Origin of the sequence: Agrobacterium vitis (genome assembly GCF_014926405.1) — a bacterium.
In the GTDB taxonomy this organism is placed as follows: domain Bacteria; phylum Pseudomonadota; class Alphaproteobacteria; order Rhizobiales; family Rhizobiaceae; genus Allorhizobium; species Allorhizobium vitis_H.
This window is the reverse complement of the sequence record NZ_JACXXJ020000004.1, coordinates 215,369-240,906: the sequence shown is the minus strand read 5'-3', so window position 1 is coordinate 240,906 and position 25,538 is coordinate 215,369. Positions and strand designations below refer to the sequence as shown.

23 protein-coding genes and 1 pseudogene are annotated in these 25,538 nt (G+C 59.4%); 15 read left to right on the top strand and 9 right to left on the bottom strand.

All coding sequences use genetic code 11. From position 1 onward, the window contains the following. Positions 1 to 44: 44 nt before the first annotated feature. Both IEI95_RS09620 and IEI95_RS09615 read right to left on the bottom strand, forming a co-directional pair. Positions 45 to 1,961 carry a YehQ family protein gene (locus IEI95_RS09620; RefSeq protein WP_156537445.1) on the bottom strand — a complete coding sequence of 639 codons (1,917 nt, stop codon included), beginning with the start codon at positions 1,959 to 1,961 and terminating at the stop codon, positions 45 to 47. Positions 1,962 to 1,963: 2 nt separating this feature from the next. Then, positions 1,964 to 3,106: a VWA domain-containing protein gene (locus tag IEI95_RS09615; RefSeq protein WP_156537444.1), complete on the bottom strand. Its 1,143-nt coding sequence runs from the start codon at positions 3,104 to 3,106 to the stop codon at positions 1,964 to 1,966. Positions 3,107 to 3,373: 267 nt separating this feature from the next. On the opposite strand from IEI95_RS09615, the pseudogene istA reads away from it, so the two are divergent. The 3 genes and pseudogenes from istA to IEI95_RS09600 all read left to right on the top strand — a co-directional run bounded on the left by istA (position 3,374) and on the right by IEI95_RS09600 (position 6,082). Continuing rightward, positions 3,374 to 4,940: pseudogene (istA, locus tag IEI95_RS09610) on the top strand (IS21 family transposase). Next, a complete protein-coding gene (istB, locus tag IEI95_RS09605) occupies positions 4,873 to 5,607 on the top strand; it encodes an IS21-like element helper ATPase IstB (RefSeq protein WP_156543945.1) in 735 nt (244 codons plus the stop codon). Before istA ends, istB begins: the two are co-directional and overlap by 68 nt. A 52-nt stretch (positions 5,608 to 5,659) precedes the next feature. Further along, on the top strand, positions 5,660 to 6,082 hold the full coding sequence (locus IEI95_RS09600) for a hypothetical protein (protein ID WP_194416359.1): 423 nt from the start codon (positions 5,660 to 5,662) through the stop codon (positions 6,080 to 6,082). A gap of 47 nt (positions 6,083 to 6,129) precedes the next feature. Here IEI95_RS09600 and IEI95_RS09595 read toward each other — a convergent pair whose 3' ends face one another. Further along, on the bottom strand, positions 6,130 to 6,834 hold the full coding sequence (locus tag IEI95_RS09595) for an anti-sigma factor (protein WP_156536645.1): 705 nt from the start codon (positions 6,832 to 6,834) through the stop codon (positions 6,130 to 6,132). Then, positions 6,831 to 7,376, bottom strand: coding sequence for a sigma-70 family RNA polymerase sigma factor (locus IEI95_RS09590; protein ID WP_156536647.1), 546 nt, complete (start codon positions 7,374 to 7,376; stop codon positions 6,831 to 6,833). The genes IEI95_RS09595 and IEI95_RS09590 overlap by 4 nt, the downstream gene beginning before the upstream one ends. Before the next feature lie 204 nt (positions 7,377 to 7,580). On the opposite strand from IEI95_RS09590, the gene IEI95_RS09585 reads away from it, so the two are divergent. The 3 genes from IEI95_RS09585 to IEI95_RS09575 all read left to right on the top strand — a co-directional run bounded on the left by IEI95_RS09585 (position 7,581) and on the right by IEI95_RS09575 (position 9,969). Continuing rightward, a complete protein-coding gene (locus tag IEI95_RS09585) occupies positions 7,581 to 8,369 on the top strand; it encodes a DUF4394 domain-containing protein (RefSeq protein ID WP_156536646.1) in 789 nt (262 codons plus the stop codon). 310 nt (positions 8,370 to 8,679) lie between these two features. Continuing rightward, a complete protein-coding gene (locus IEI95_RS09580) occupies positions 8,680 to 9,690 on the top strand; it encodes an IS30 family transposase (RefSeq protein WP_194416358.1) in 1,011 nt (336 codons plus the stop codon). 75 nt (positions 9,691 to 9,765) lie between these two features. Further along, complete coding sequence (locus tag IEI95_RS09575) at positions 9,766 to 9,969, top strand: hypothetical protein (RefSeq protein WP_041699854.1); 204 nt, start codon at positions 9,766 to 9,768, stop codon at positions 9,967 to 9,969. A 258-nt stretch (positions 9,970 to 10,227) separates the two neighbouring features. Here IEI95_RS09575 and IEI95_RS09570 read toward each other — a convergent pair whose 3' ends face one another. The 5 genes from IEI95_RS09570 to IEI95_RS09550 all read right to left on the bottom strand — a co-directional run bounded on the left by IEI95_RS09570 (position 10,228) and on the right by IEI95_RS09550 (position 17,324). Continuing rightward, on the bottom strand, positions 10,228 to 10,908 hold the full coding sequence (locus IEI95_RS09570; RefSeq protein WP_156534303.1) for an ROK family protein: 681 nt from the start codon (positions 10,906 to 10,908) through the stop codon (positions 10,228 to 10,230). A gap of 11 nt (positions 10,909 to 10,919) precedes the next feature. Continuing rightward, positions 10,920 to 12,296, bottom strand: coding sequence for a glucose-6-phosphate dehydrogenase (gene zwf / locus IEI95_RS09565; protein WP_156534305.1), 1,377 nt, complete (start codon positions 12,294 to 12,296; stop codon positions 10,920 to 10,922). Next, positions 12,293 to 13,306: a phosphogluconate dehydrogenase (NAD(+)-dependent, decarboxylating) gene (gene gnd, locus IEI95_RS09560; RefSeq protein WP_194416357.1), complete on the bottom strand. Its 1,014-nt coding sequence runs from the start codon at positions 13,304 to 13,306 to the stop codon at positions 12,293 to 12,295. Before gnd ends, zwf begins: the two co-directional genes overlap by 4 nt. An 18-nt stretch (positions 13,307 to 13,324) precedes the next feature. Further along, on the bottom strand, positions 13,325 to 15,736 hold the full coding sequence (locus IEI95_RS09555; protein WP_194416356.1) for a glucan 1,4-alpha-glucosidase: 2,412 nt from the start codon (positions 15,734 to 15,736) through the stop codon (positions 13,325 to 13,327). Between the two features lie 184 nt (positions 15,737 to 15,920). After that, positions 15,921 to 17,324 (bottom strand): aminotransferase-like domain-containing protein, encoded by a 1,404-nt coding sequence (locus tag IEI95_RS09550; protein WP_194416355.1) that lies wholly within the window; start codon positions 17,322 to 17,324, stop codon positions 15,921 to 15,923. Between the two features lie 340 nt (positions 17,325 to 17,664). On the opposite strand from IEI95_RS09550, the gene IEI95_RS09545 reads away from it, so the two are divergent. The 9 genes from IEI95_RS09545 to IEI95_RS09505 all read left to right on the top strand — a co-directional run bounded on the left by IEI95_RS09545 (position 17,665) and on the right by IEI95_RS09505 (position 25,430). Then, positions 17,665 to 18,147 (top strand): MSMEG_0572/Sll0783 family nitrogen starvation response protein, encoded by a 483-nt coding sequence (locus tag IEI95_RS09545; RefSeq protein ID WP_015918620.1) that lies wholly within the window; start codon positions 17,665 to 17,667, stop codon positions 18,145 to 18,147. A 79-nt stretch (positions 18,148 to 18,226) separates the two neighbouring features. Further along, on the top strand, positions 18,227 to 19,270 hold the full coding sequence (locus IEI95_RS09540; RefSeq protein ID WP_194416354.1) for a Nit6803 family nitrilase: 1,044 nt from the start codon (positions 18,227 to 18,229) through the stop codon (positions 19,268 to 19,270). Further along, positions 19,197 to 20,315 (top strand): MSMEG_0568 family radical SAM protein, encoded by a 1,119-nt coding sequence (locus tag IEI95_RS09535; RefSeq protein WP_194416353.1) that lies wholly within the window; start codon positions 19,197 to 19,199, stop codon positions 20,313 to 20,315. The genes IEI95_RS09540 and IEI95_RS09535 overlap by 74 nt, the downstream gene beginning before the upstream one ends. Next, a complete protein-coding gene (locus tag IEI95_RS09530) occupies positions 20,312 to 20,854 on the top strand; it encodes an MSMEG_0567/Sll0786 family nitrogen starvation N-acetyltransferase (RefSeq protein WP_156534317.1) in 543 nt (180 codons plus the stop codon). The genes IEI95_RS09535 and IEI95_RS09530 overlap by 4 nt, the downstream gene beginning before the upstream one ends. Before the next feature lie 2 nt (positions 20,855 to 20,856). Then, positions 20,857 to 21,843 carry a sll0787 family AIR synthase-like protein gene (locus IEI95_RS09525; RefSeq protein ID WP_194416352.1) on the top strand — a complete coding sequence of 329 codons (987 nt, stop codon included), beginning with the start codon at positions 20,857 to 20,859 and terminating at the stop codon, positions 21,841 to 21,843. Next, positions 21,840 to 22,997: an MSMEG_0565 family glycosyltransferase gene (locus IEI95_RS09520; RefSeq protein ID WP_194416351.1), complete on the top strand. Its 1,158-nt coding sequence runs from the start codon at positions 21,840 to 21,842 to the stop codon at positions 22,995 to 22,997. The genes IEI95_RS09525 and IEI95_RS09520 overlap by 4 nt, the downstream gene beginning before the upstream one ends. Next, a complete protein-coding gene (locus IEI95_RS09515; RefSeq protein WP_041699865.1) occupies positions 22,990 to 23,277 on the top strand; it encodes an MSMEG_0570 family nitrogen starvation response protein in 288 nt (95 codons plus the stop codon). The genes IEI95_RS09520 and IEI95_RS09515 overlap by 8 nt, the downstream gene beginning before the upstream one ends. Before the next feature lie 11 nt (positions 23,278 to 23,288). Then, the gene (locus IEI95_RS09510) at positions 23,289 to 24,560 is read left to right on the top strand and encodes an MSMEG_0569 family flavin-dependent oxidoreductase (protein ID WP_194416350.1); all 1,272 of its coding nucleotides are present in this window, start codon (positions 23,289 to 23,291) and stop codon (positions 24,558 to 24,560) included. Between the two features lie 3 nt (positions 24,561 to 24,563). Further along, positions 24,564 to 25,430: a Pnap_2097 family protein gene (locus tag IEI95_RS09505; protein WP_234894740.1), complete on the top strand. Its 867-nt coding sequence runs from the start codon at positions 24,564 to 24,566 to the stop codon at positions 25,428 to 25,430. Positions 25,431 to 25,538 lie beyond the last annotated feature (108 nt).

The window sequence follows — 25,538 nt, the reverse complement described above, 5'->3', positions numbered from 1 at the left end:
CAAGCCCGTTTGTCATGCGTATCGGCACCGGGCCCCCCGCCGATTTACATGTGGCTCTCTTTCAGCGTCAGTAGCCAGACGGCGACGTCGCAGAAGGTGCTGGTCGCTCGTCCCGGCTCGGCAACCATCCAGTCACCCAAGCGGCTCGCCAGCGAGACGAAGCCGGCAGCGATGAGCCTTGCCTTCAGCGGCTTGCCCACAGCCTCGCGATGGGCGCGTGCCTTGCTACCTGCATGGATCGAACCGCTCAACAACCGTTCCACCTCGTCGAGAATATCCGACTGCTGACTGACCTGACGTGGTGTGACCGTCGCCATCATTTCCTCCGGCGTATCGAGATCCGGGACGATGAAGCGGTCGGCGGACAGCGACCATGGTTCGCAGACAAGCGCATCGCCATCGAGGCGCACAGGGCCGGCGATATAGCGAATGCGGCCCCAGCGCCCTTCCATTGCCGCTGCCAAAACGCCGGTTGCGGCTGGCGCGCCGGCATCGAATTCCCGCTCCAGGTGAAGCGTGCCGCCCTCATTGGCAAGGCGGACGGCACCTTCCCAGATCTGCGCGCCGGCGGACCAACTCTGCCCCAGGGCTTCCTCGACCTCGAATACGTGGATGTCGTCCACCCGTTTGCGCGGCCGGATCAGTGAAATCGCCCGCTTTGAGAAGTCGGATGTCACGGCATCAACATGGCGGGCGGCCAGCGGCGAAGCGAAGGTAAAATTGCCGTTGCGCGGCATCACCTGGGTTTTGCCGCCGGTGCCGCTGCCCAGCGCCAGCAGCCCATCGGCCCGCCGCCGGGCGACGCTGGTCAGAATCTGGCCGCGTCCCACTCCCAGCACCGGCAGGCCGGGTGAGAATTGACGCCGTAAAACCGATGCCTGTAGCGGGCCGGTCTCGTTGGGCAGGGCGGAGAACAGTCGTTCCAGCAGCATCGTGGCGCCGGTGTCGCTGTCGGCGAGAAGCACCGAGGCCCTGACATCCAGGCCCTCCTGCCGCAGCCTGCCACCGAGCGACACCAGGCGCGATTTCGACATGGCGGTTTCGAACGGTTCGCCGAGCCCGAGCGCGGTCGCGGCATCGCTGGCCTTAGTGCGAGCCACGAGTTCAACGCCGAGGCGAAGTGCGGCCCGCTCGTCATAGCGTGCACTCCGGGCGCTATAGCTTTCGATCTGCTCCACCAGCCCTTCGAGGACCAGCAGCATCTGCGACGCGCCAAGCTTTTCGGCCTGTCGGCGGCAGCGTTCGATCAGCAGTGCATGGGCCGTCAGGCCCGCAGTCACCCCGACGTCCAGAAGCTGGGCAAGAAGCTCGGTGCAGGCGGTCGCCAGCGCCCCTGTGTCGGCTGTGCCTGCCGCAATGGCCGATGCGCCCCCGACCACGGCTTCCGACGTGTCGTCGGCAGCACGAAAAGCGCGGATCGCGAGCGCCACGTGAACGCAGTTCCGCTGCTGGATACAGTCGCAGCGAGCATAGCCGAGGTCACCGGGTACAAGAAACCGGACGCTTGCCATCGGCAGCCTTGCAGCAGGCACTTGGCCGTAGACGAGCCGAACCGAATGGCGGGTCCCGAGCAGACGATTGAGCTCGGCCTTTGCTGAGGGGGCGAGGGCGGCTTCAAAACTCTCGAGATCGAGCGTGGCAGGGTTCCAAGCGACGGCAACGTCCGGCTGTCCGTCCCTGTCTTGCGTCCCCGTCTCTCGGCAAGCCATGGCCAGCATCACCCGGTGGCGGCAGACGCCGGAAGACGGGCAGGTGCAACTGGCGTCGGCAAGCTCACGTCCGGGTGCCAGCCGTGTCAGCGTATCGTCGGCAAACCGAGCCTCGATCGTACCGTCATCGAGTTCGGCAAGCTCAGGTCCGGTGCCGTTTGCAAGCTCTCGCTGCGCACGCTTGACCAGCCCGGCATTGGAAAGCTGGGTCAGGCCGTCATCGGTCAATGCGTTGAGGTCGGCGCGTGCCATTCCTAGCGTCCGATCTTGGCGGCCAGCCAGCCGGCCAGCTCGCCGGGGGTCATGGCGCCGACTTCGGCGCCGGCGCTGACCAGACGACGCGCCATCTCCCGGTCATAGGCCGGCTCGGCGTCTGAATCGAGCGCTGCCAAACCGAGCACCAGCGTGCGCTGTGCCGTCAGTTCGGCCACTCTTTGCAGCAGCATCGCCTCGCTTGCGCCCTCGTAGAAATCCGAGATCAGAATCACGATCGCATTCTCCGGCTGGGTGATCAGATCTGCGGCATAGCCGACCGCTCTTTGGATATCCGTTCCGCCGCCGAGCTGTACCTTCATCAGCAGTTCGCAGGGATCATCGACATCGCTCGTCAGGTCGACCACGCTGGTGTCGAAGGCGACGAGGTGAGTTTTCACCCCGGGCAAGCCCCAGAGGCAGGCCGCCGTCACGGCGGAATGGATGACGGAGTCGAGCATAGAGCCGCTCTGGTCGACCAAGAGGATCACCTGCCATTGCTTCATATGTCGGCGGTTGCGGGCAAAGAAATGCAGCCTCTCTACGGTCAGCTGTCGACTTTCGGCATTGTAGTGTTTGAGATTATCCTTCAGAACACGACGGAAATCGAGATCGCTGGCGATCTTGAAACGGCTGTGGCGCCGCCGATCAACGACGCCGGAAAAGGCGACCGCCATCTCCCGCGCCAGCTTTTCCATCAGCTGGCGCACGACCTCCTGCACCAGCTTGCGTGCCATCACAAGGATGTCAGGCGACATCAGGTGCTTGGTCCGCAGAACCGCCTTCAACAGTGTCTCGTTGGGTTCGGCCCGCGACAGGACGTCGGGATTGGTCACGATGTCGTCGATGGCATAATGCTCGATCGCATCCCGCTCCAGCCGCTCGATGGTTTCCTTGGGAAACAGCCGATGGATGTCGTTGATCCATTGCGGCGTGGTGAGGGCGGAGGGACCGCGCCCGCCCTGACGGCTGATATTGCGGGCGCCGTCCTCATCATCGCGGCCGTAGAGCCAGTCGAGAGCTGCATCCATGGCCATGGCATCGCCCGACATCGTGCAGCCAGCAGCGCTGCAGGCACCGTCCGACGCCTCGCCCAGGATAAGGCGCCAGCGGGTGAGCGGGTCAAGTGCTGCGGTTTGGCTCATTTTACAGCCGTCTCGGCCAACTGCGCCAGGCCGCGCAGCAATTCGCTGGCGGTCACCGCATCAAGCTCGCCGAACTTGCGCTCGCTGGTCTTGTTGCGTGTATAGGGCTGTTCCAGTGAAATTTTGCCGAGGGTCTGCTCCTTGTCCTCCCAATCGCTGTGTTCCGGCGTGCAAAATTGACCCCATTAGCGGGGTAATCGGCGTCCAATTTTGACCCCCTTCGGATTTATCTGACCATCCGTCTTTTGACGGCGGATGGAGAGGGAGTTGAAGCGAGTGGATACGATTGCGCGCGTCCGGCGGGCCTTTCATGTTCAAGGTTGGTCGATGAAGAAGATCGCCCGTGAACTGCATGTTTCCCGCAACACGGTCCGCAAGATATTGCGCAGCGACGAGACCGACTTCTCCTACGAGCGCGAGCGGCAGCCTTTGCCAAAGACGGGGGCCTGGCAGGCGGAGATCGAGCGGTTTCTTGCGACGAACGAAGGCAGGCCATCGCGCGAACGGCTAACGCTGATCCGGATTTACGAGGAGCTTCGAGCGCTCGGATATGACGGCAGCTATGATGCGATCCGCCGTTACGCCAAGGGTTGGGCGAAGAACCGGGGATCAGCGACGGCGCAGGCCTATGTGCCGCTCTACTATGCACCCGGCGAAGCCTACCAGTTCGACTGGAGCCACGAGATCGTGCTGATCAACGGCACGACGACGACCGTGAAGGTTGCTCATGTCCGGCTCTGCCACAGCCGCATGATGTTTGCACGTGCCTATATGCGCGAGAGCCAGGAGATGGTGTTTGACGCCCACGACAAGGCGTTTGCCTTCTTCCGTGGTACCTGCACGCGTGGCATCTACGATAACATGAAGACGGCGGTGGAGGCGGTGTTCGTGGGCAAGGAGCGGCTATACAATCGCCGCTTTCTGCAGATGTGCAGCCACTACCTTGTTCAGCCTGTCGCCTGCACCCCGGCGTCTGGTTGGGAGAAGGGCCAGGTCGAGAACCAGGTTGGCCTGGTGCGCGAACGCTTCTTCACGCCGCGCCTGAGGGTTAAGAGCCTTGAGGAATTGAACGTTTGGCTGCTCGACAAATGCGTCGCCTATGCCAAAGCGCATAACCATCCGGAACAGGCCGACCAGACGATCTGGCAGATGTTCGAAGCCGAACGCAGCAGCCTCGTCCCCTATGTCGGTCCGTTCGACGGCTTTCACTGCGTTCCGGCCTCGGTCTCGAAGACCTGCACGGTCCGTTTCGACAATAACAAATACTCGGTCCTCTCAACGGCTGTCGGCCGCCCGGTCGAAGTCCACGCCTATGCCGACCGGATTGTGGTCAAGCAGGATGGCACGGTCATCGCCGAACATCGGCGCAGCTTCGGCCGCGGCGAGACGGTCTATGATCCCTGGCATTATGTGCCTGTCCTGGCCCGTAAACCCGGCGCTCTTCGCAATGGCGCGCCGTTCCGCGACTGGGTAATGCCGGCGGCGATGGAGAAGGTCCGCAAGCGATTGAAGACAGTCGATGACGGCGATCGGCAAATGGTCACCATTCTCGGATGCGTACCGGGCGACGGTATCACGACCGTTGAGGCCGCCTGCCAGGAGGCGCTTGATCAGGGCGTCTGCTCGGCTGCCGTCATCCTCAACATACTGGCGCGGCGTCGTGATCCTGCTCCGGCTGCGCCCCTGCAAATCCCCGATGCACTGCGGCTGACCCATGAGCCGGTCGCCGATTGCGCTCGCTATGACAGCCTCAGGAGGGCAAGCTGATGGAACGCACACAGGTTCTGGAATTGATGAGCACCTTGAAGCTCTACGGCATGCGCAGCGCCTATGACGAGGTCATGGGCAACGGCATCAAGCGCCAGCATGAGCCGCCGCGTATCGTTGGCGATCTTCTGCAGTCCGAGATCGCCGAGAAGCAGGCCCGCTCCATCCGCTACCAGCTCAGCATCGCCAAGCTGCCGCTCGCCAAGGATATCGACGACTTCGACTTCACCAACACGCCCGTCAATGAAGGCCTTGTCCGCGACCTGGCCACCGGAGCCTTTGTTGCCGATCAGCGCAATGTTGTTCTCGTCGGAGGCACGGGCACCGGCAAGAGCCACCTGGCCATCGCGATCGCCCGCGCGCTCATCCGCAACGGCACACGCGGGCGCTTCTACAATGTCGTCGACTTGGTCAATCGGCTGGAGACGGAGACGCGCAGCGGCAAGCAGGGCCGGACGGCGGACTATCTCAACCGCCTCGACTTCATCATCCTCGACGAACTCGGATACCTGCCATTCGCCCAGGCCGGCGGCCAGCTTCTGTTCCACCTGATCAGCAGGCTCTACGAGCGCACATCCATCATAGTCACCACCAACCTGGCATTCGGCGAATGGCCAACCGTCTTCGGCGACGCCAAGATGACCACCGCGCTCCTCGACAGGCTCACCCATCACTGCGAGATCGTCGAAACCGGCAACGAGTCCTGGCGCTTCAAAAACCGCTCTCAAAGCTAAAGCCGAAGAGCCCCATCACCCACACCTGTTTCGCCCTCTGCAACCCCGGCCAGTGCCGGGCGATCCAGGTGCTGATCGTCAACACGGGGGTCAACATTGGACGCCGATATGGGGTCAACTTTCCGCGCCGATTGACAAGCAGGCCGTTCTGCTCCGCAAGAATAACAAGAGTGGCATCTCAGGCGTGCGCCACGTCGAACTGGCAGAGGACGAGGCTTGGGAAGCATCTCTCCTTACCCGCACAGAACACAAGCGCGAGAAGTTCTCGGTACGCGAATATGGTGAGGAGCAAGCGAAAGCCATGGCAATCGCGCTGCGCCGAAAATGGCTGGAGGAATTGCCGGTCAAACACCTGGCTTATGCAGAACACTCAGAGGAGATGACCCGGCAATATTTCGGCGACCAGCTTGCTCCAGTCAGCGACGTCTTGCCCGAGGTTAGAAACGTCACGCCATTTAATAGAGGGTTTAATTAGTCTTCGGCGAACCGGTCATTTGCTCAGTTGCCTATGCCACTGAAGCGTCATCGCGGCATGCGGGCAAATCCCTTGGCAAGTATCGGTCCTGTGGGACGGCCTGTCGGCGAACCGCCTGCCTGCTCAAGCGTCAACTCATAAAGCTGATCGTTGCGCGGCTTCGGCAGCGTCGGCCCATGGAGGCGGGCGGAACGCACGCCTTCCAGCAGGCCGAGAGGGACCGGCCCGACATCGCGAGAGGGCAGGGTCCAGACCTGGATCGTCTTGTCACGCGGAACGACGAAATCCGCCAGGAGCCGCACGGAGGCCTGGTTATTGCCGAAATCCTCGACAACCGCCTGAACCTCTCCCGCCTCGTTAACCAAGACGGCGACGACGAGTGGCTCCACCGTTCTGGTCAGGCTGTAGACGAGGCCGACGACGAGCAGTAGCGAGGCGGCAAGCGACGTAAGTGCAGCCAACTTCCAGCGGCGAGAGCCATTATCGTTTGCGATATGTGTGTTTGGTTTGGCGGGACGGTTGTCCTGAACTGGCAGGGAAGCCTCGATACGCTTCCAAAGATCCTCGCTGACGGGTCGCGGAGCCATACTCGTATCGAGCGGCAGGAAGCGATCTCGACTGGCAGCAATAGCAGCCTTGAGTTCAGGATCACGTTCCATGGCATTCTCGATTTCTTCCGCCTGCGTTGGCTCGAGCAATCCCAGCACATATTCGTCGGCGAGATGCGCTACGTCTTTGCGGTCGTAGCTCATGCCATGCACTCCCGCAGCGCCAGAAGCCCGCGCCTGATCCACGACTTGGTGGTGCCGAGCGGAATGCGCAGCCTGCCTGCAATTTCGCCATGGGAATAACCGCCAACATAGGCCATGAGAATTCCCTGCCGCTTTGTATCTTCTAGCGCACCGAGACAGCCATAGAGACGGGAATTGCGATCCAGGCGATGCCATGCTGCCATGATTTCATCCGTCTGCTGATCGTCCTTAAGCGTTTCAAACTCCTCGACGGAATGTTCCCGCTTGCCATCACGCAACAGGTTGAGCGCCCGGTTTCGAACGATGGCATAGATCCAGCCACGCGCCGAACCGCTATCAGAACGGTACTGGTAGGCATGCGTCCATATACGGATGAAGGAGTCCTGCACGACCTCTTCAGCAAGCTCGCGACGTCTGACGATGCGCTGGGCAACCGCGATGAGCTTACCCGCCTCCTGATCAAAGATGTGTCGCAATGCCAGGCGGTCGCCCTTTGCGCAGCCATCAAGCGCCTCATCGAGATTAACCGGCCTGGAGCCCATCACTGTCAAAACCATCTCCTTAGATCAGTGCGCAAACCGCCTGCCTCTTACAAACTATACCCGCCGCGAGAGCGGAATAGATGCAGTCATCAAAAATATTTTCGAGCGCTGCATCTAAACGCATCGTCTGTTGTGTCTTCAAGATGGAAGGTCGTGAGCCAGACGGCGGAACCTTCTTCGATTTTGAACGCACGGGAGAAAAACATGCAGACCATTCGTTTTACTTTAGCAGCCTCCATATCCGTCATTGCCACGGCAACATCGGCCTTTGCGGCACCCGTTCTGGCATTGAGCGGCGACAAGACGCTCGTGATTTTCGATACGGAAAAGCCTTCCGTGACAAAGACGATGGATGTTACCGGCGTTGATAAGCTCGTCGGCATCGATTATCGCCCCGGCAATAAGACGATCATTGGCGTTACGCCGGACCACCGTATTGTCAGCATCAACCTGGAGACGGGCGCTGCAAGCGAAGTGGCGAAGATGGACAAGATGCTGACCATGACTGACGCGCCTGTCGTGGTCGATTTCAACCCGATGGCAGACCGCCTGCGCTTCATGACCGGCACCACCAACCACCGCGTTCACCCCGATACGGGTGCCGTGACGGTTGACGGCGTGCTCGCTTTCGAAGAGGGCGATATGCATAAGGGCGAGACCCCGAACATTGTAGCCGCCGCCTATACCAATTCCATCGGCAAGCCGGAAAAGACTGCGATGTACAATATCGACGCCACTATCGGAGCGTTGATCCAGCAGACAAAGCCGAATGACGGCACACTGAAAGCCATCGGCAAGCTTGGCCTGAAAGACAAGCCCGCGACCTATGCCTTCGACATTCAAGGAATGGAGGGCGGCAAGAACGCGGCCTATCTGGTGGCAAGTAAGATGCTTTACACCGTCAATCTCGAAACGGGCGCAGCGACCGAAGTCGGCGCGATCTCTGGTCTGGAAAATGAGGTGCGGGACATCGCAGTCCTGCCAGCGACCTGATACTGAAGAGCAAGGCAGGCGATGAGCCTGCCTTGCTCTTCTTGTGACGCGGCGTCGGAGGGTGACCCCTGCGATCGGTTCCGTAAGGCTCTGTTTAATTGAGATGAAATGGAGAGGTGCCGTGCAGACTTTAACAGAGAACAGTTCGCGTCACGTTACATCGGGATTATCTGAAATTGGATCAAAATTCCCTTTTGAATTATGTTCCATAATCTATCTTATCTAACTCTTGTATGTAGAGGGGTGGGTTCAAGGATGAAGTGCGACTTGCAATAGATAACAAAGGTTTATCGTTTGCAAGGAAGCTGCAATGAAACGCACCTACTCCCATATCGACTTGGACGAACGCCGTAAGATCGCTCGCTGGCGTATGGCGGGCCAGAGTATTGAGATGATCGCCGAGACACTCGGTCGCCATCGCTCGACGATCTTTCGTGAAATCAAGCGGAATACGTTTATCGATGAGGTGGCCCCGGACCTCAATGGCTATTACTGCGTCACGGCGCATGACATGGCTTGCGAACGGCGGGCCAAGCTGCGGAAGCTGGCGCGCTTTGCGAATGTGAGGCAGTCTGTGATCGACCGGATCATGCATGGTTGGTCGCCCCAGCAGATCGCCGGTCGCATGCGGCTGGAACAGCATCCGATCTTTGTCAGTCACGAGACAATTTACAAGTTCGCATACTCGGCCGACGGTCATGCCATCAAGCTGTGGCGTCACCTGCCGGAGCATCGAGCTAAGCGACGACCACGACATGCAAGACGTAAGCATGGTCAAAGGTTTGGCCCGGAACTCAACATTCTGCATCGTCCGAATGTCGTTGCTGAACGCAAGCAGTTCGGACATTGGGAATGCGATCTGATTCAGTTCCGGAAGAAGTTCGGCAAGGCCAACGTGACATCGCTTGTTGAGCGGGTGAGCCGCTTTACGATCTTGCTACGTAACAATGATCGCCAGTCCCGCCCGGTCATGGATGGCATCATCCAGGCGCTGAAGAGCCTCCCTCACCTCGCCCGCCGATCGATGACATTTGACCGAGGCACCGAATTCACTGACTGGCCGTACCTTCAGGCAGGCATAGGCACGCAAACATGGTTTTGTGACCCACAATCGCCCTGGCAAAAAGGAACGGTCGAAAATACCAACCGGCGAGCGCGAAAATGGCTTTCGAGAGACGTCGATCCCTTGTCCGTAGCCGACACCGATCTGATTGAGATCTGCAATCAACTCAATCAGACACCGCGTAAATGCCTCGGCTACCGAACGCCGGCTGAGGTCTTCCGCAAGAAACTGCTCGCGCAGATGCGACATGCCAGGTAGCTTGAAAGCCACGCAGGTCGCACTTCGGCGTGAACTCACAATGTTAAAATTGTATAAACCGAATCGGAGGCTCCATTGGATACCGTTACCATTGAAACACGTGCAGACTTTGCAAATTGGGCGATAGAACGGGCGCGTGCCATTGTCGCTGAACAAGGGGGACATCTCGCACTCGCTGCTCGTGATATGGACGAGGCACAGATCGGCGTTGCGGGGAATGCAATGGGTCAAGCGATTGTTGATGCACTCCTCGAAGTGTTCGATGGCTTAAGTACATAATAAGACCTGCAATGATAACAGAATTTAGACGCGCCGAAGTGGTTGTCATGTCTATCTGAGTGTCCGCTGTGGCGTTTAACACCGCCATAGGCACCGAGCGTTGACCGCGATTATAAAAAAAGCAAATTGAACATGCAAAATGGCCCAAGCCGACGATTTATCCGCTTCTTGAGACCAACAATCATCATTCAATAGATCGCCAAGGCAGCGGCAGCTCCTAAAGTGAAGGCCACGCTGTCTTCAGAAGTCAAAGGGCAGTTAAGTCTGGTACCGGGAATCCAGCCATAGAGCAAATCCGCCCTTGAATGCATTGGCGTTATCGCCGTGACGGGCATTGGTTGGCAGTGTTTTCAACCTGGTGACATTGCCGCCGCCGATGACAACATAGTCCGGCTCCAGTGCCGTGCTGAGTTGCTCTACAGCCCTCAACACATGTTTCTCCCATTTCCTGTGCCCGCGCTCTTTCAGGCTCGCCTGGCCGAGGTAGTCCTCATAGCTGCGGCCTTTTCGATAGGGAAGATGCGCCAGTTCCATGGGTTGGGTGACGTAGTTGACGATCATGGCCGCTCCCAGGCCGGTGCCAAGGCCGAGAAACAGCATACGTCCGCCATCATAGCTTCCCATAGCCTGCATCAGAGCATCGTTGACAATGCGCACGGGCTTGCCGAACCGCTTTGCGAAATCGAAACCTGTCCATCCGGCCGCTAAGTTATGCGGCTCCGTCAAAATACGATTGTGAACAACCGGACCCGGATAACCAATGGCGATAACGTCATAATCCATGCCTGACGCAAGTGTATCGACCGCGTCGGCCATGGCAGCCGCATCCATTTCAGGACCCGAAACAGCCTTGCTTTCCACGCCGTCAGCGCTGTTCATGATTTTCACATGCGACCCGCCGACATCGACGGCAAGCACAATCTGGGGATTCTCATCCATAGATGTCTCCTTTATGGTTGCGGATCGACCCAGCCACCCGGAGGAGCGAAATCCTTCATGACATCGGCAGGCCCCCAGGTACCGGGCAGATAGGCGGCTGGCTGTTCCTTAAGATCAAGCACAGGATCCACCACGCGCCAGGCCAGCTCAGCCGCGTCCTGCCGGGTGAAGAGCTGGCGCCTGCCGTTCAGGGCATCGCCGATCAACCGCTCGTAGGGCATCATGTCGTCGGTCGTATCGTCGAGCGCACCGAGTTCAACGCTTTCACCGACCATCCCCTCGCCCGGCGCTTTACGGCGCGTACCGATGCCGATTGCCACCTGCGGTCCAACACGGAACCGCAAATAATTGGCTTCGGCTGCGGTAACTTCGTCGAAAAGAGCAACGGGCGGGCGGCGAAACCGCACGACAACTTCTGTCGCACGGACCGGCAGGTGCTTGCCGGCTCTGATAAAAAAGGGCACATCCTTCCATCGCCACGTATCCACGAACAGGCGCACAGCGGCAAATGTCTCGACAGGTGAGCCGGGCGCAACACCCGGTTCGTCGTGATAGCCCTGGAACTGTCCCCTGACGAGGTCATGCGTCGAGAGCGGGCGAATGGCCCGGAGAACCTGGACCTTTTCGTCACTAAGTTCATCAGAACCGTTGTTGACAGGCGGTTCAATCGTCAACAGCAGGAGAATATTGATCAGGTGGTTCTGGATGACGTCACGAATGCATCCAACCTCGTCATAGAACTTGCCACGGCCAGCAATTCCAAAATCCTCAGCCATGGTGATCTGCACGCTTTCGACGTGGGTGCGGTTCCACACCGGTTCCAGAAAAGCGTTGGCAAAGCGGAAATAGATCAAGTTCTGCACCGCTTCCTTGCCCAGAAAATGGTCGATGCGGAACACCGCGTCCTCCTCGAACACGGAATGCAGGACACCATCCAGTGCCTGAGCAGAGGCAAGATCCCGCCCGAAGGGCTTTTCCACCATCAGCCGGGCGTTCTCAGCAAGGCCAGCCGCCTTCGATGCCTTGATGACTGTCTCGAAAAGCGAAGGCGGGATGGCCAGATAGTAAAGCGGGTGCGTTGCGGGGCCAAGCGCCTCGCGCAGCCGATCAAAGGTGGCCGGACTTTTGTAGTCGCCACTGACATAGCGCAGCAATCCCTTCAGCCTGGCAAAAACGGCCTCGTCAACCGTGCCGAACTGCTTGCTGATACCGTCGCGGGCGCGGGCTGCCAGACGGTCAATATCCCAGTCGTCGAGCGCCACACCGATGACCGGCTCGTTCAACTGGCCTCGTCGCACCATCTGGTAAAGTGACGGCAGGATCATCTTATGGGCGAGATCACCGGTCACGCCAAACACCACGAGGGCATCGGATCTGCCTTGTATCATGACGTGCTCTCCGGCTTCTCCACATGACCGCCAAAGGCATGCCGCATGGCGGAAAGCAGCTTGTTGGCAAATTCATCGTTGTCACGCGACGCGAAGCGTCCGAACAAGGCAGAAGACAGGACCGGAGCAGGCACTCCGGTTTCGACCGCCGCCTGCAATGTCCAACGGCCTTCGCCGGAATCCGACACGCGACCACCATACTGTGACAATTGCGGATCCTGCTTCAACGCGGATGCTGTAAGATCAAGCAACCAAGAGCCAATGACACTGCCATGGCGCCAGACTTCCGTCACAGCCACCAGATCAAGGTCAAAACGATAATATTGCGGATCCCGCAATGGCGCGGTTTCGGCATCGGCGTCACGCGCCTCGCTGCCTGCATCAGCAGCCTTCAGGATGTTCAGCCCTTCGGCATAGGCGGCCATGATGCCATATTCGATACCATTATGGACCATCTTGACGAAGTGACCGGCACCGGGCGGCCCACAATGCAGATAACCTTCCGTTCCGGTGTCTGCCGTGCCGCCCGTGGCCCCTGTACCGTCTTTTCCGGGAGCAAGGGCCGCAAAGATAGGGTCAAGATGCTGCGCCGCGTTCTTCTCACCGCCGATCATCAGGCTATAGCCACGATCGATCCCCCAAACCCCGCCGCTGGTGCCGACGTCAACGAAGGAGATACCTTGCGAACCAAGTTCGGTTCCCAGATCGACCGCGTCGCGGTAATAGGAGTTTCCACCATCGATCAGAATATCACCGCTCGTCATTTCGCCAGCCAGGTCGCGGGCTATCTTTCCCGTGATAGCGGCTGGCAGCATCAGCCAGACAGCACGGGGCGTCGCCAATTTGGCGAGAAAATCGGCGTAGCTCGCCGCGCCGACAGCGCCTTCGGCCTCAAGAGAAGCAACGTTTTGCGGATTGACGTCATAGACGACACATTCATGCCCCGCCTTTATCAACCGCCGCACCATGTTCGCGCCCATACGACCGAGGCCGACCATTCCCAATTGCATGTCTATCTCCGTCAAACGTTAAGCTATGATCTGGACTTTGAAATTGGCATTTTCCCAGAGATCGGCCTCCTCCCAGAAGAAGGTGAACACCAGGTCCTGGCCGATCACGCCGTCCGCGAGGTCGATATCGACAACATGGGTCCCCAGACCGGTTTCGCGCGTCCTGGTGTCAGTCACCTCGTGCCAGTCCGTGGCGCTCCAATGCACCATGGCCGATGCGTCCAGTTCCAGCCGCAATGTCTTGCCGTGGGGTATGGTGGAAATCTGATTGTTGAAGCGCCAGATGCGCAGGGTTGATGGTGTCTGATGTTTCACATATCGCTCAACGGTCTGCGGCGGCATGTCAAAAACCGAGCCATCGTTCAACGAACGCAACAGCTTGATGTATTCCGCATGCGCCCAGACGAGTGGCATGGCACTGCCTGACGGGCGGCCCAGGAACAGCTCGCGCTCGGGGAGATCTGGTCCGTCCCAGCTCTGCTCGGGCAGAAGCCCCTCTGTCCCAGCCGAAGCCTCAAGCGTCTCCAAAAGCCGTTCGGCCATGTCGCGATTGCCAGCCGCCAGCTCGTAATGTGCGCGCTCGCCCGCCAGCAAGGGCCATGGACGCCCCTGCCCGATGCCATCGAACGGGCTGCCATCAGGATGTTCGCCATAGCCGTCACCCGTGTAGCGATACCAAAGCGGACCTTGCGGCAGATCAATCTTCAATTGATGGTCGATAACCTTTATCGTGTCGAGTATCCTCGGATCGTCAGCGGCCCGCAACCCAAAGCGAACAAGCGCCAGGGCGTCGGGGCTGATAACGTCACGGGTCGGCAATATCGACGTATCGGCACCCCTATTGCGGATAATGGTCTGTCCCTGGCTGCCCGTCGCCACGTCGGTCACATCGAGACCCCCGATACGGACGTAATAGCCTTCCACGCCGACGACATCGCAAAGGGTGGAATCGCTGGTATAAGTCCAGTTTTCAATCTGCTCATTCCAGCAGTCTGCGGTTTCGCGCAAATGCCGGGCCACATCCGGCTCGCCAACACGCTCCAGAATGTCTGCGGCGGCCAGCAATGCGGCAATCTCGACGGCCAGGGTGAACGGGCTATAGCCGCCATCTTCTTCCCAGCGGTCCTGGCTGGTGGCCGGCCCATTAGCGATGATATAGCCAGCCGCCTTGCGGATCATCGGGAGGAATCGGGTCAGCAGCGTGTCCGGCAGATGACCATTTCGATACAGGAGATCGGCCAGCAGGATAGGAAAAGCGCATTCATCCATCTGCACGCCAAGCCAATAAGGCTTGCCATCGAGCCAGAGATTCTGCGGCCAACGACCGGACGCCAACTGAACCTCGCGCAGATATTCCAGGATTTCAATTGCTTCCTTCCAGTCACCAGCAGCGAGAAAGCCACCCGCGCTTTCCACGAGATCGCGAGGCCAGACAAGGTGATAGCCGCCCAGATCATCATCCCCCTTGCTCGCCCCCCAAGGAATGGACAGGCTGGCAACAACGGCTCCACGCCGATCAGCGGCGCGATGAGCTGCAAGCACGGCGGTCGAGACGCGGTACATATTGATGGGCTTTGCGGTGTCGCGATCCAGATCGTAGAGGCCTTTCTGCCACCCGCGCCAGTTCGCACAATACATGCCGAAAGCGGCATCGAATCCATCCCGTAGACTGGCGAGTGCCTTTGCTCCTGCTTCCGTTTCCGATTGGCCAAAGCTGAGGGCCAGAACTGCGGTATCCGCATCTTGGGTGAAGGGGATTTGACCCGTCAGCGCCGTATTGCCATCGTCGGCACGCTGATATTGGGGATCGAGACTGCCGTTTTGCAGCAATTGGCTATAGCCATCGGACTGTCCGGCAAAGCCGGCAGAGCGTTCGCCCCAAGGAAGTGATGATCCAAGCGCAAGATAGCGTGATCGACCGCTTGCAAAGAGAAGTGTAGTATCGTCCTGCTCACCAATCCAGGCGGAATTATCCATCCCCGCGTTGACAAGATGAGGCGCAAGCAGCGCATAGACCTTGTAATCGGAAATGTTACCGACCAAAGGCCTGAATGTGATGCGCTGAAGAACCGTTGCGCGAGCAGGATCGGAAATGATCTGCTTTTCGATCCGGTAGCGGCCATCTCGTGAAATGTTGACGACATCAAACGCCAGTACGCCGCTTTCGACCTGGTGGGTCGATGTCGTGCAATCGCGCTTTTCCTCGGAAAAATATCCTTCGGGACCAATAACGAGCAGCCCAAGATCTCGAATACAGGCGCTGTCCACTCTGGGATAATAGACCTCATTCAGCACCCCATGGCTCAATGTGAACCACACGGGAGACCGCGCCGAAAGCGCAGTACCCAAACCACTCTTTGCGCTCGAAGTCCAACGCGCCTGAATTCCTGGATTGCCGGGGGCAAAATCGACGAGGGTGGTCAACTGCATTCCCCTTGCTATGCAAGCCCGATAACGACTTATCGGCTCTCAAATATGTCGGACATGTGATCCAGAATACATAAGGCCGTTTTGTGATTTGGCCGTGCAAATAGTCGTGATTGTTATGAAATCGCTCTGAACGGCATTCCGGTTGCCGCGGCTTACGCGAGTGCGACTTTCTTGGGCGCGATTTTCAGAAGAAGGTGCCGGCCATTTGGGGAGAACCCTCCAGGGCGTGGCCCATGAATTCCAGCGCACCCTTGAGGGTCTCCCGGCGTATAGGACCGCCGAGGCAAACCCGAACGGCTTCCTCGGCCACGCCATCGACAGTGAAGGCATCACTTGCGACCACGCCAATGCCGGATGCGCGCATGTGCGTGCCGAAGGTTGAGCGCGTCCACCCATTCGTCAAGGGTAGCCAGATGTTGAAGCTGATGGGATCGCTTTGATAGCTGCCCGCCGGTAGCACTTCGGCAACGAGCGCCTGGCGTGCGGCGGCCTCCGTGCGGATGAAGCGCAGGATACTGTCGGCTGTCCCATCCTCGATCCAGCGGGTGGCAAGAGCAGCTGAGAGTGGCGAGGCCATGACGCTTGCCGCCCGCATGGCGCTGGCAAAGGGCCAGGCTGCCTTGGTGTCGGGAACGACGACATAAGCAAGCCGCAGGCCCGCACCGATGCATTTCGCCAATCCGCCAATATGCCAGGTGAGATCCGGTGCCATCGCGGCAAGCGGTGCCGGGCTATGAAGCGGGATGAACCCATAAGCATCATCCTCGACGATCGGAACATGATATTTGCGGGCGACCGCGCAAATTTCCTCCCGTCGCTTTTCGGGTATGGTGAGGGTCATCGGGTTCTGAAGCGTCGGATTGAGATACAGCGCCTTAGGCCTGCCAGTCTCGCAGATTTCGGCAAATGCGCCGGGGATAATGCCCTCCGCATCCATCGGCAGGCCTGTCAGATTAAGGCGGAGCTGGGCTGCAATCGAGCGCATGCCGGGATAGGTAATGTTCTCGGAGAGCACCATTTCCCCTGGTTTTGCCAGAAGTCCGAAAATCGCCAGAAGGGCCGGATGGGCGCCGGGTGTGACGAAGATACGTTCCTGGGAGGGAACCAGGCCACGGCGGCTGAGCCATGATGCGGCGGCCTCCTTATCCATGCCAGCTCCACCGAACCCCTGATAGCGCAGAAGTGGGATCATATTCGTCGCGACGGCAGACAGCCCCTCCTGCATGCGCGCCAGAAGATCGGGATCATCAGGCTCCGGCGGCATGTTCATCGAGAAATCGACCACCGACATGCGTCGGGCATCCAGTGCGGCCTCCGATACGAAGCCGCGCCGTTCCTTTTCAGGGCCGCCTGTCACGAAGGTTCCGCGTCCGACATGGGTCGCCACAAGTCCGCGCTTTTGCGCCTCGACATAACCGCGCGCAACAGTCGTAAAATCGATGGCCAGCCGTTTGGCAAGGTCTCTTTGCGGCGGCAATCTGTCGCCCACCAGAAGCCTGCCGCTTTTCAAATCCATCTCGATAACGTCGGCGATCGCCAGGTAACGCGGGCCGTCGTTGCGGGAGAGGTCGGGAGTCCAGGTTTTCATGAGAACTCATCAATATTGAACATTGACTGTATATTGTTGCTTTCCTTGCCTGTCACTCAAGAAAATAGGTTTTCAACGGAAATGGAAACATTCACGCATCAGCCAGCGCTAATTGATCGTATATTGACTGCACTCAAAGCCGACCGTCACGCCTATGGGTTTGGCAGAGATTTGCCTTCATATTGGAACTACACTTAGTTCATCCTCCATATTGACTGGAAAATTGACCGCAAATTTCTCGATTTTGATTTGATAATAGGCAAAACCTCATCTGGCATAGGCTTTGCAATTGAATGGTCGTGGCCCGTCAGGTGGGCCGACCTCTAAACAGGAGCCATTCATGCCCGCAATCACTGCACCGGCCCACGCTGATGGGGACTTCTTCGTTGACTACGAAGAAAAAGTTTTTGAAGACATCCAGGCCAATGAAGGTGAAAAAGCCCTCATCACCTTCCACACCGTTGCTTTTGAAGGCTCTATCGGCCTCGTCAATCTGCTTCAGGCCAAACGCCTTAAGCGCAAGGGCTATGACACGTCCATATTGCTCTATGGTCCCGGCGTCACCCTGGGTATCCAGCGGGGTTTCCCCAAGCTCGGCTCGGAGGCTTTCCCGGGGCATTTGAACTTCAACAACCAGATCAAGGGCTTTCTGGAAGAGGGCGGCAAGGTCTATGCCTGCCGTTTTGCCCTCCAGGCGCTCTACGGCCATGGCGAGCCTGCGTTGATCCCCGGCATCACACCCATCAGCCCGCTGGATGTGCTGGACCTGATGCTCATCCACCGTCGTGCCGGGGCTGTCATTCTGGACACCTGGACACTCTGACTTACCTCCGCGCTCTGATCAGCGCGCCTGGAAGGCGGGGACAGCCCCGCCTCCTTCACCCCAAGCCAAGGAATTCGTCATGGAGAAAAGCAGGGCCGTTCGGGCTGCCGCCGCACAGATCGCGCCGGATCTCACCTCACGCGACAAAACGCTTGCCCGCGTGCTGGAAACAATCCGCGAGGCGGCTGGCAAAGGCGCGGAGCTCATCGTTTTTCCAGAAACCTTCGTTCCCTGGTATCCCTATTTTTCCTTCGTCCTGCCACCCGTTCTGTCGGGCCGCGAGCATCTACGGCTCTACGACGAGGCTGTCACTATTCCGAGTAGCACGACCGAGGCCGTGGCAGCAGCGGCACGCGAACACGGCATTGTCGTCGCACTCGGCGTCAACGAACGAGATCATGGCACGCTTTACAATACCCAACTGGCTTTTGACGCGGATGGAGAGCTGGTGCTCAACCGGCGCAAGATCACGCCGACCTTCCATGAGCGGATGATCTGGGGCCAGGGCGACGCCTCCGGCCTCAAAGTGGTCGATAGCAAAATCGGCCGCATCGGCGCGCTGGCCTGCTGGGAGCACTACAATCCCCTCGCCCGCTATGCGCTGATGGCCCAGCATGAGGAAATCCACGTCGCGCAATTCCCCGGCTCCATGGTCGGACCGATCTTTGCCGACCAGATGGAAGTAACGATCCGCCATCATGCGCTGGAAAGCGGCTGTTTCGTCGTCAACGCCACCGGCTGGCTGACCGACGAGCAGATCCGGTCGATCACCCCTGAGGAAGGCCTGCAAAAGGCACTGCGCGGCGGCTGCATGACGGCGATCATTTCGCCGGAAGGCAAGCACCTGGCACCCCCGATTACCGAGGGCGAAGGCATCCTCATTGTCGACCTGGACATGAGCCTGATCCTGAAACGCAAGCGGATGATGGATTCTGTGGGCCACTATGCGCGACCGGAACTTCTGCATCTCGTCATCGACGACCGCCCGGCACATCCGATGGTGGCCGCCCATCCTTTCCTCGAAACCGCACCGACAGGGAGCAATACCGATGGATACCAGACCCCAGCTTTCGACGGAAACACTGATCAACGAATTGCAGTCGTTCGGCGCGAGGCTCGTTGATCCGAAGGCCGGCCACGAAAGCCGCCGCGGTGGTGCAGGCCCTTCCGATCACAAGGCCCTGACCATCGACGGCATGACGGTGATGGTGCCGGTACACACGGCACCCGCATTCGAGAGTCCTTACCTTGTCGAAAAACCTGACGACGCTGGCAATAGCCGCATCAGTCGTGACGGCCATGTCATCGGGGAAGTCTCCTTCCCCTTGCGCCCGCGCTTTTACGAGCGCTCAACGGCGGACGGTATTCCCTATTCGCAGATTGCCGTGCTTCACGGTCGCGACGTATTGGCAACAACCGTCCTACAGACCTGTATCCGCTACCAGAGCCGGACGAAAACCTGTCAGTTCTGCGCCATCGGCCAGTCGCTGGCGGCTGGCCGCACTGTTGCCCACAAGACGCCGGAACAGCTTGCTGAAGTCGCCAAGGCCGCCGTGGAACTGGACGGTGTCAAGCATATGGTCATGACAACAGGCACACCGAAAGGCGACGACCGGGGAGCCGCAGTGCTTGCCGAAAGCGCCCGCGCCATCAAGGCTGCCGTCAACATTCCCATTCAAGCACAATGCGAGCCACCGGAAGATGACATCTGGTTTTCCCGGATGAAAGACGCTGGCGTGGATACGCTCGGCATGCATCTCGAAGTCGTAACGCCGGAAATCCGCGCCCGCATCATGCCGGGCAAGGCGCAGGTCGGCATCGAAAAATACATGGGCTCCTTCAAGGCTGCGGTCGAGGTATTCGGGCGCGGACAGGTCTCCACCTATATCCTCGCCGGGCTTGGAGACACACGCGAGGCCATCCTCGATATCTGCGAAAGGCTGGTGGCGATAGGCGTCTATCCCTTCGTCGTGCCCTTCGTGCCGATCTCGGGAACGCCGCTGGAAAGCCACCCCGCACCGAAACCGGACTTCATGCATTCAATCCTCGGCCCGCTGTCAAAAATGCTCGTGGAGAGTGGCCTCAAGGCCGTCGATATCAAGGCTGGCTGCGGAAAATGCGGTGCCTGCTCCGCCCTTTCCACCTATGAGAGGATGCTGACCCGATGATGATCGAACCTTTCTCCCCCTTTCACACCAGCGAATTCCAGGTGAAGTTCGCGACATCGACCTGGGAGCGTCGCGAGGCTCATGCCCTTCGCCGGGATGTCTTCTGCCGCGAACAGCAGATTTTTGAGAACGACGACCGGGACGCGATCGATGACCACGCCACCGCCATCGTTGCACTTTCCATGCTGGGTGTGGCCGCCGACAGGCTGGTCGGCACGGTGCGCATTCACGAGGAACAGTCGGGCCTCTGGTGGGGATCGCGCCTTGCCGTGCATGAGGATTTCCGCAAGATCGGTGCGCTGGGCGCAACGCTCATCCGGCTTGCTGTCTCCTCCGCCAATGCCATGGGCTGCCATACGTTTCTGGCCAATGTGCAGGTCCAGAACGGTCTGCTCTTTCGCCGCCTGCACTGGGATGTTGTCGAGGAATTCGAGATTTACGGCAAGCCGCATCTGCGCATGAAGGCGGATCTAAGCTGGTATCCGCCCTGCGCCACGCCGGAGGCAGGTTTCGTGGCGTTGGCCAAACGGGCGGCATGACGATGGCCGATTTCAGGAGGGACATCGACCTCGACGCACTGGCTGAAAAGCTGCGCTCAAGCGGCGGGATCGCAGCAAAACACGATATCGGCAGCGTCACCGCGCGGCTCGGCGTGACAGGCAAGTCTGTTCCGGTGGGAGACGACTGCGCCGCCCTGCGGGAGGGGGATGGCTACCTGCTTTTCGCCATCGAAGGGTTCATGAATGCCTTCGTCGCCGCCGACCCCTGGTTTGCCGGGTGGTGCGGTGTCATGGTCAACATCTCCGACGTCGTCGCCATGGGCGGCAGGCCAACCGCCGTGGTTGATGCTGTCTGGGCCGATGGCGAAGCGGGTGCCGCCCCGGTGCTGGATGGCATGCGGGCCGCCGCAGAGGCCTATGGCGTGCCCATTGTCGGCGGCCATACCAACATTCGCACCGACCGGGGCCAATTGTCCGTCGCCATCCTCGGACGCGCAACGCACCTGCTCACAAGCTTCGACGCCCGTCCAGGCGACGTTCTGGTCGCCGCCGTGGATCATCGTGGCCGCTATCGCCCACCCTTCGACAACTGGGAAGCGGCCACCGACGCGCCTGCCGAGCGGCTGCGCGGCGATCTCGACATCCTGCCGCAGATTGCCGAAGCCGGGCTTGCGCTGGCCGCCAAGGACATCAGCCAGGGCGGCATTGTCGGCACGGCAATCATGCTGGCGGAATGCTCCGGCATCGGTATCGACATTGATGTGGCAGCTATTCCCCTGCCAGACGGCGTCAGCCTTGACCGATGGTTGGCGACCTTCCCAAGCTTCGGGTATCTGCTGTCCGTGCCGCCCGAACACGTCACTGCCGTGCTGACCCGTTTCGAAACGCGCGACATCACCGCTGCGATCATCGGCACCGTCTCTGTCGGCAGCGCTGTTGCGATCACCAATGGCAGTAAACGGATCGTCATTCGTGACCATGCCGTAACACCCCTGATGCAACTCGGGCCAGCGGAGCATTGCACATGATCAGCCCGCTGCGCATTGCCATGCTCACGCATTCCACCAATCCGCGTGGTGGCGTCGTGCATGCCATGCAGCTTTCCGAAGCGCTAACGGCCCTCGGCCATGCCGTGACCCTGCACGCGCCCGATCCAAAAGGCGCCGGCTTCTTCCGCCCGCCCGCCTGTGACACGGCCTGCTTTCCCGTACCGCCTGCCCCGGCGAATATGACAGCCATGGTCGAGCAGCGGATTGCCGATTACATTAGCCACTTCGAACAAGCAGAAAATCGTGACTTCGATGTCTTCCATGCCCATGATGGCATTTCGGGAAATGCGCTGGCGACGCTCAAAGACCATGGTCTGATCCCTGGTTTCGTGCGTACCATCCATCATATCGATCAATTTGAAGACCCGCGCCTGATGGTCCTTCAGGACCGTTCGATCCAACGGGCCGATGCCTTCCTTGCCGTCAGTGCCGCGTGGCAGGCCATCTTGCGCGACAGCTACGGCGTGGACGCAGCCGTGGTCGGCAACGGCGTCGATAACAGGCGCTTTGCCCCTGCCTGGAGCGGCGAGCAGACGGCGCTGCGAGATCGGATCGGTCTTCATGCCGGCTCCGTCTTTCTCAGCATCGGCGGCATCGAAGCGCGCAAGAATACGCTTGGCATTCTCGATGCCTTCCGGCAGTTGCGGGCCGTAAAGCCGGACGCACAACTGGTCATCGCTGGCGGTGTCTCGCTGCTTGATCATCGGGATTATCAGGAGGAGTTCCAGTCCCACTTGCGGGCGCTGCGCGATGATGCCGCCGCCGTGCACATTATCGGTGCCGTGTCTGATGATGATATGCCGAACCTCTACCGGCTTGCCGATGCGCTGGTGTTCCCGTCGCTGAAGGAAGGGTTCGGTCTTGTCGTGTTGGAGGCGATGGCCAGCGGCGTTCCAGCCATCGTGCCATCCATTGCACCCTTCATCGACTATCTCAGCGGCGACGATGCCCTTTGGTGCGATCCCCACCACTCTGCCTCGATCGCCGAAGCCATGGCCCTGGCGCTGGTGCCTGAAATCCGCGAGCTGATCATCCCGCGTGGCCTGGAGGTTGCCAGCCGTTTCACTTGGCGGCGCGTTGCCGAGGCACATCTTTCCACCTATGCAACTTTGAAGGAGGCAGCCCATGCCTGAGATGCGCTTTGTCATCACCTGGCCCGATGGCCAGGAAGAGACCTGTTATTCACCCTCGCTGATCATCCGCGAGTTCTTCACCGAGGGTGAAAGTTATCCGGTGGCGGATTTTGTCGAGCGCAGCCGAAAAGCGCTCACCATCGCCAGTGATCGCGTCGAGGCAAAATACGGATTTGCCTGCTCATCCGCAAACGACCAGCTCGCCCGCATCGAAACCGCCGCCCTCCCCTTCCTCGAGCGCGCCGATGCCCGCGTTCGCTGCGAGACCTTTATCCTGTGAAAGGACATAAGATGACCCGATCCCTGAAGCCGCATTACAGCGCCGTCGTCGTGGGCGGCGGCCAGGCTGGCCTGTCCGCCAGCCATTACCTTAGGAAACACGGTATCGACCATGTGGTTTTCGAAAAGAAGTCTGTCGCCCACAAATGGAAGGACGAGCGCTGGGATGCCTTCTGTCTGGTCACCCCAAACTGGCAATGCCAGCTGCCCGACCATCCCTATGACGGCGCCGATCCTCACGGTTTCATGGTGAAGGAGGAGATTATCGCCTATGTTGATCGCTTCGTCAAAAAGGTCGATGCGCCCGTTTTCGAAGGCACCAGCGTGACCGCGCTGGAGAAAACGGGAGACCTGTTCCGGATCGAATCGACGGCGGGCACCATCACCGCCGACAGCGTTATTCTCGCCACCAGCCTCTATAGCCAGCCTTTCGTGCCGCGTGCCGCAGCACGCATTCCCGATGGCATCACACAAATCCATACGGCCGATTATCGCAATCCCGCGCAACTGCCGCCAGGCGGCGTCATCGTCGTCGGGTCCGGCCAATCCGGCTGCCAGATTGCCGAGGACCTGCATCTTGCCGGCCGCAAGGTGCATATGATCACCGGCAATGCACCGCGCTGCGCCCGCTTCTACCGGGGCCGCGATGTCGTCGATTGGCTGGCCGATATCGGGCAATATGACATCACCATCGCCCATGACGGCATGGCGAAAAAGAAGCATGACACCAACCATTACCTGACCGGACGCGATGGCGGGCGTGATATCGATCTTCGAAAATTCGCGCTGGAAGGCATGGCCCTTTATGGTCGCATGACCGGTGTTTCCGCCGGAAAAATGCTGTTCGAGACCAATCTGAAGAACAATCTCGACAGCGCTGACCGGGTGTATAACGGCATCAATGCCCTCATTGATCGCCATATCGCGGAAAAAGGCATCCACGCACCGGCAGGCGGACCTTATGCTCCGCTCTGGGAACCGCAGAGTGAAACGACCGAGCTGGACTTTGAGGCCGAAGGTGTCACGTCGGTCATCTGGGCGACGGGCTTTACCCCTGATTGGTCCTATGTCGGATTACCGATCTTCGATGGCACCGGCTATCCGATCCAGCGCCGCGGCGTCACCGGCATTGAGGGCGCCTACGTCCTCGGCCTGCCCTGGCTCTGGACCTGGGGGTCCGGCCGGTTCCTCGCAGTCGGCAAGGATGCCGAATATGTGGTGGACCATCTGGCGAGGCAGCTGGAGCAGGCCAAGCGCCCGCAAATGCAAGCGGTGAACGGATAGGCGATGAACCTCGCATTGCGCCCTTCCTGCCCGTCGCATGGACCCACGAGCCGCGATCTGATGGACCGCGCGCTCGAGCCTCACCTGCTGATCGGCATGCCGCACCTGACGCCACATGGCCTGTCGGAAACCTGGTTGATGAAGGAGCTGGGCCACCGCCATTGGCTGATGCTGGCGCGCGACCTTAGCATGGACAATGCCGATTTCCGAACCGCCGATGGAGAGGAGGTCTATGCGGCGATCTGCGCCACGTCACTGACAGACGCTCGCTTCGAGCTCGTGCGAGCGAATGATATATTGACCATCCAATCCCTGATATCGGCAGTATCCAGGACCCAGACATCGACGACCCATCTCCTGTCTATCGCGGGCCGGAGCGTCGGAAGAATAGAATTGGTTTCCGCCTTCGTTCACAGGGCAATCCAGGGGAGCAATCGCTCCATCGCACGGGTGACTGCCCCCAGGCAGCAAACGAGACCTTACCAAGTCAGTCTTCTGGCACAACATGCGGCGCATATCCGCAATGGGCGGCTTCAGACCTATTGGGGGCTTCCTTTAGATGCTGCCGAAGCGCTGCGCACCTTCAGATTTGCCCCCAGCACGGCGCAGGAGTTCAACGGAGCAGGACTTTTCTACTTCGCGGAGTTCCAGGCCGTTGCAGATCGCGCCCTTGAAGCCTGGTTTCCCGGCAGAAAACCAGCCGTGCGAAGGGACATCTTCTTTCTTGGCAATATCGACCCAAACGAAACCGTGTCCTTCGACCTCATGGGATGGTCAGACGATCATGACATACTGCACGGCAAACTGAGGCGCGAATCCGGGGATTTGATCGCGACGATATTCATGTCTTCAAAAGATCTCCCGTGGTGACAAAGTTTGGCTATGGCAACGCAGCAGCATTCAGCCGCTGTAGCTAAAACAGTTGATCAATTTAATATGATTTCCAGCTCATTAAAGAACGACAAATGTGATGAATTG

Bases quoted from the DNA above. Each gene is read 5' to 3' on its own strand.
- IEI95_RS09590 (WP_156536647.1), bottom strand. From the start codon at position 7,376: ATGGGCTCCAGGCCGGTTAATCTCGATGAGGCGCTTGATGGCTGCGCA.
- IEI95_RS09585 (WP_156536646.1), top strand. From the start codon at position 7,581: ATGCAGACCATTCGTTTTACTTTAGCAGCCTCCATATCCGTCATTGCC.
- IEI95_RS09620 (WP_156537445.1), bottom strand. From the start codon at position 1,961: ATGGCACGCGCCGACCTCAACGCATTGACCGATGACGGCCTGACCCAG.
- IEI95_RS09550 (WP_194416355.1), bottom strand. From the start codon at position 17,324: ATGAAAACCTGGACTCCCGACCTCTCCCGCAACGACGGCCCGCGTTAC.
- IEI95_RS09580 (WP_194416358.1), top strand. From the start codon at position 8,680: ATGAAACGCACCTACTCCCATATCGACTTGGACGAACGCCGTAAGATC.
- IEI95_RS09535 (WP_194416353.1), top strand. From the start codon at position 19,197: ATGGATACCAGACCCCAGCTTTCGACGGAAACACTGATCAACGAATTG.
- IEI95_RS09520 (WP_194416351.1), top strand. From the start codon at position 21,840: ATGATCAGCCCGCTGCGCATTGCCATGCTCACGCATTCCACCAATCCG.
- IEI95_RS09525 (WP_194416352.1), top strand. From the start codon at position 20,857: ATGGCCGATTTCAGGAGGGACATCGACCTCGACGCACTGGCTGAAAAG.
- gnd (WP_194416357.1), bottom strand. From the start codon at position 13,306: ATGCAATTGGGAATGGTCGGCCTCGGTCGTATGGGCGCGAACATGGTG.
- IEI95_RS09570 (WP_156534303.1), bottom strand. From the start codon at position 10,908: ATGGATGAGAATCCCCAGATTGTGCTTGCCGTCGATGTCGGCGGGTCG.
- IEI95_RS09595 (WP_156536645.1), bottom strand. From the start codon at position 6,834: ATGAGCTACGACCGCAAAGACGTAGCGCATCTCGCCGACGAATATGTG.
- zwf (WP_156534305.1), bottom strand. From the start codon at position 12,296: ATGATACAAGGCAGATCCGATGCCCTCGTGGTGTTTGGCGTGACCGGT.
- IEI95_RS09505 (WP_234894740.1), top strand. From the start codon at position 24,564: ATGAACCTCGCATTGCGCCCTTCCTGCCCGTCGCATGGACCCACGAGC.
- istB (WP_156543945.1), top strand. From the start codon at position 4,873: ATGGAACGCACACAGGTTCTGGAATTGATGAGCACCTTGAAGCTCTAC.
- IEI95_RS09515 (WP_041699865.1), top strand. From the start codon at position 22,990: ATGCCTGAGATGCGCTTTGTCATCACCTGGCCCGATGGCCAGGAAGAG.
- IEI95_RS09615 (WP_156537444.1), bottom strand. From the start codon at position 3,106: ATGAGCCAAACCGCAGCACTTGACCCGCTCACCCGCTGGCGCCTTATC.
- IEI95_RS09540 (WP_194416354.1), top strand. From the start codon at position 18,227: ATGGAGAAAAGCAGGGCCGTTCGGGCTGCCGCCGCACAGATCGCGCCG.
- IEI95_RS09545 (WP_015918620.1), top strand. From the start codon at position 17,665: ATGCCCGCAATCACTGCACCGGCCCACGCTGATGGGGACTTCTTCGTT.
- IEI95_RS09555 (WP_194416356.1), bottom strand. From the start codon at position 15,736: ATGCAGTTGACCACCCTCGTCGATTTTGCCCCCGGCAATCCAGGAATT.
- IEI95_RS09510 (WP_194416350.1), top strand. From the start codon at position 23,289: ATGACCCGATCCCTGAAGCCGCATTACAGCGCCGTCGTCGTGGGCGGC.
- IEI95_RS09530 (WP_156534317.1), top strand. From the start codon at position 20,312: ATGATGATCGAACCTTTCTCCCCCTTTCACACCAGCGAATTCCAGGTG.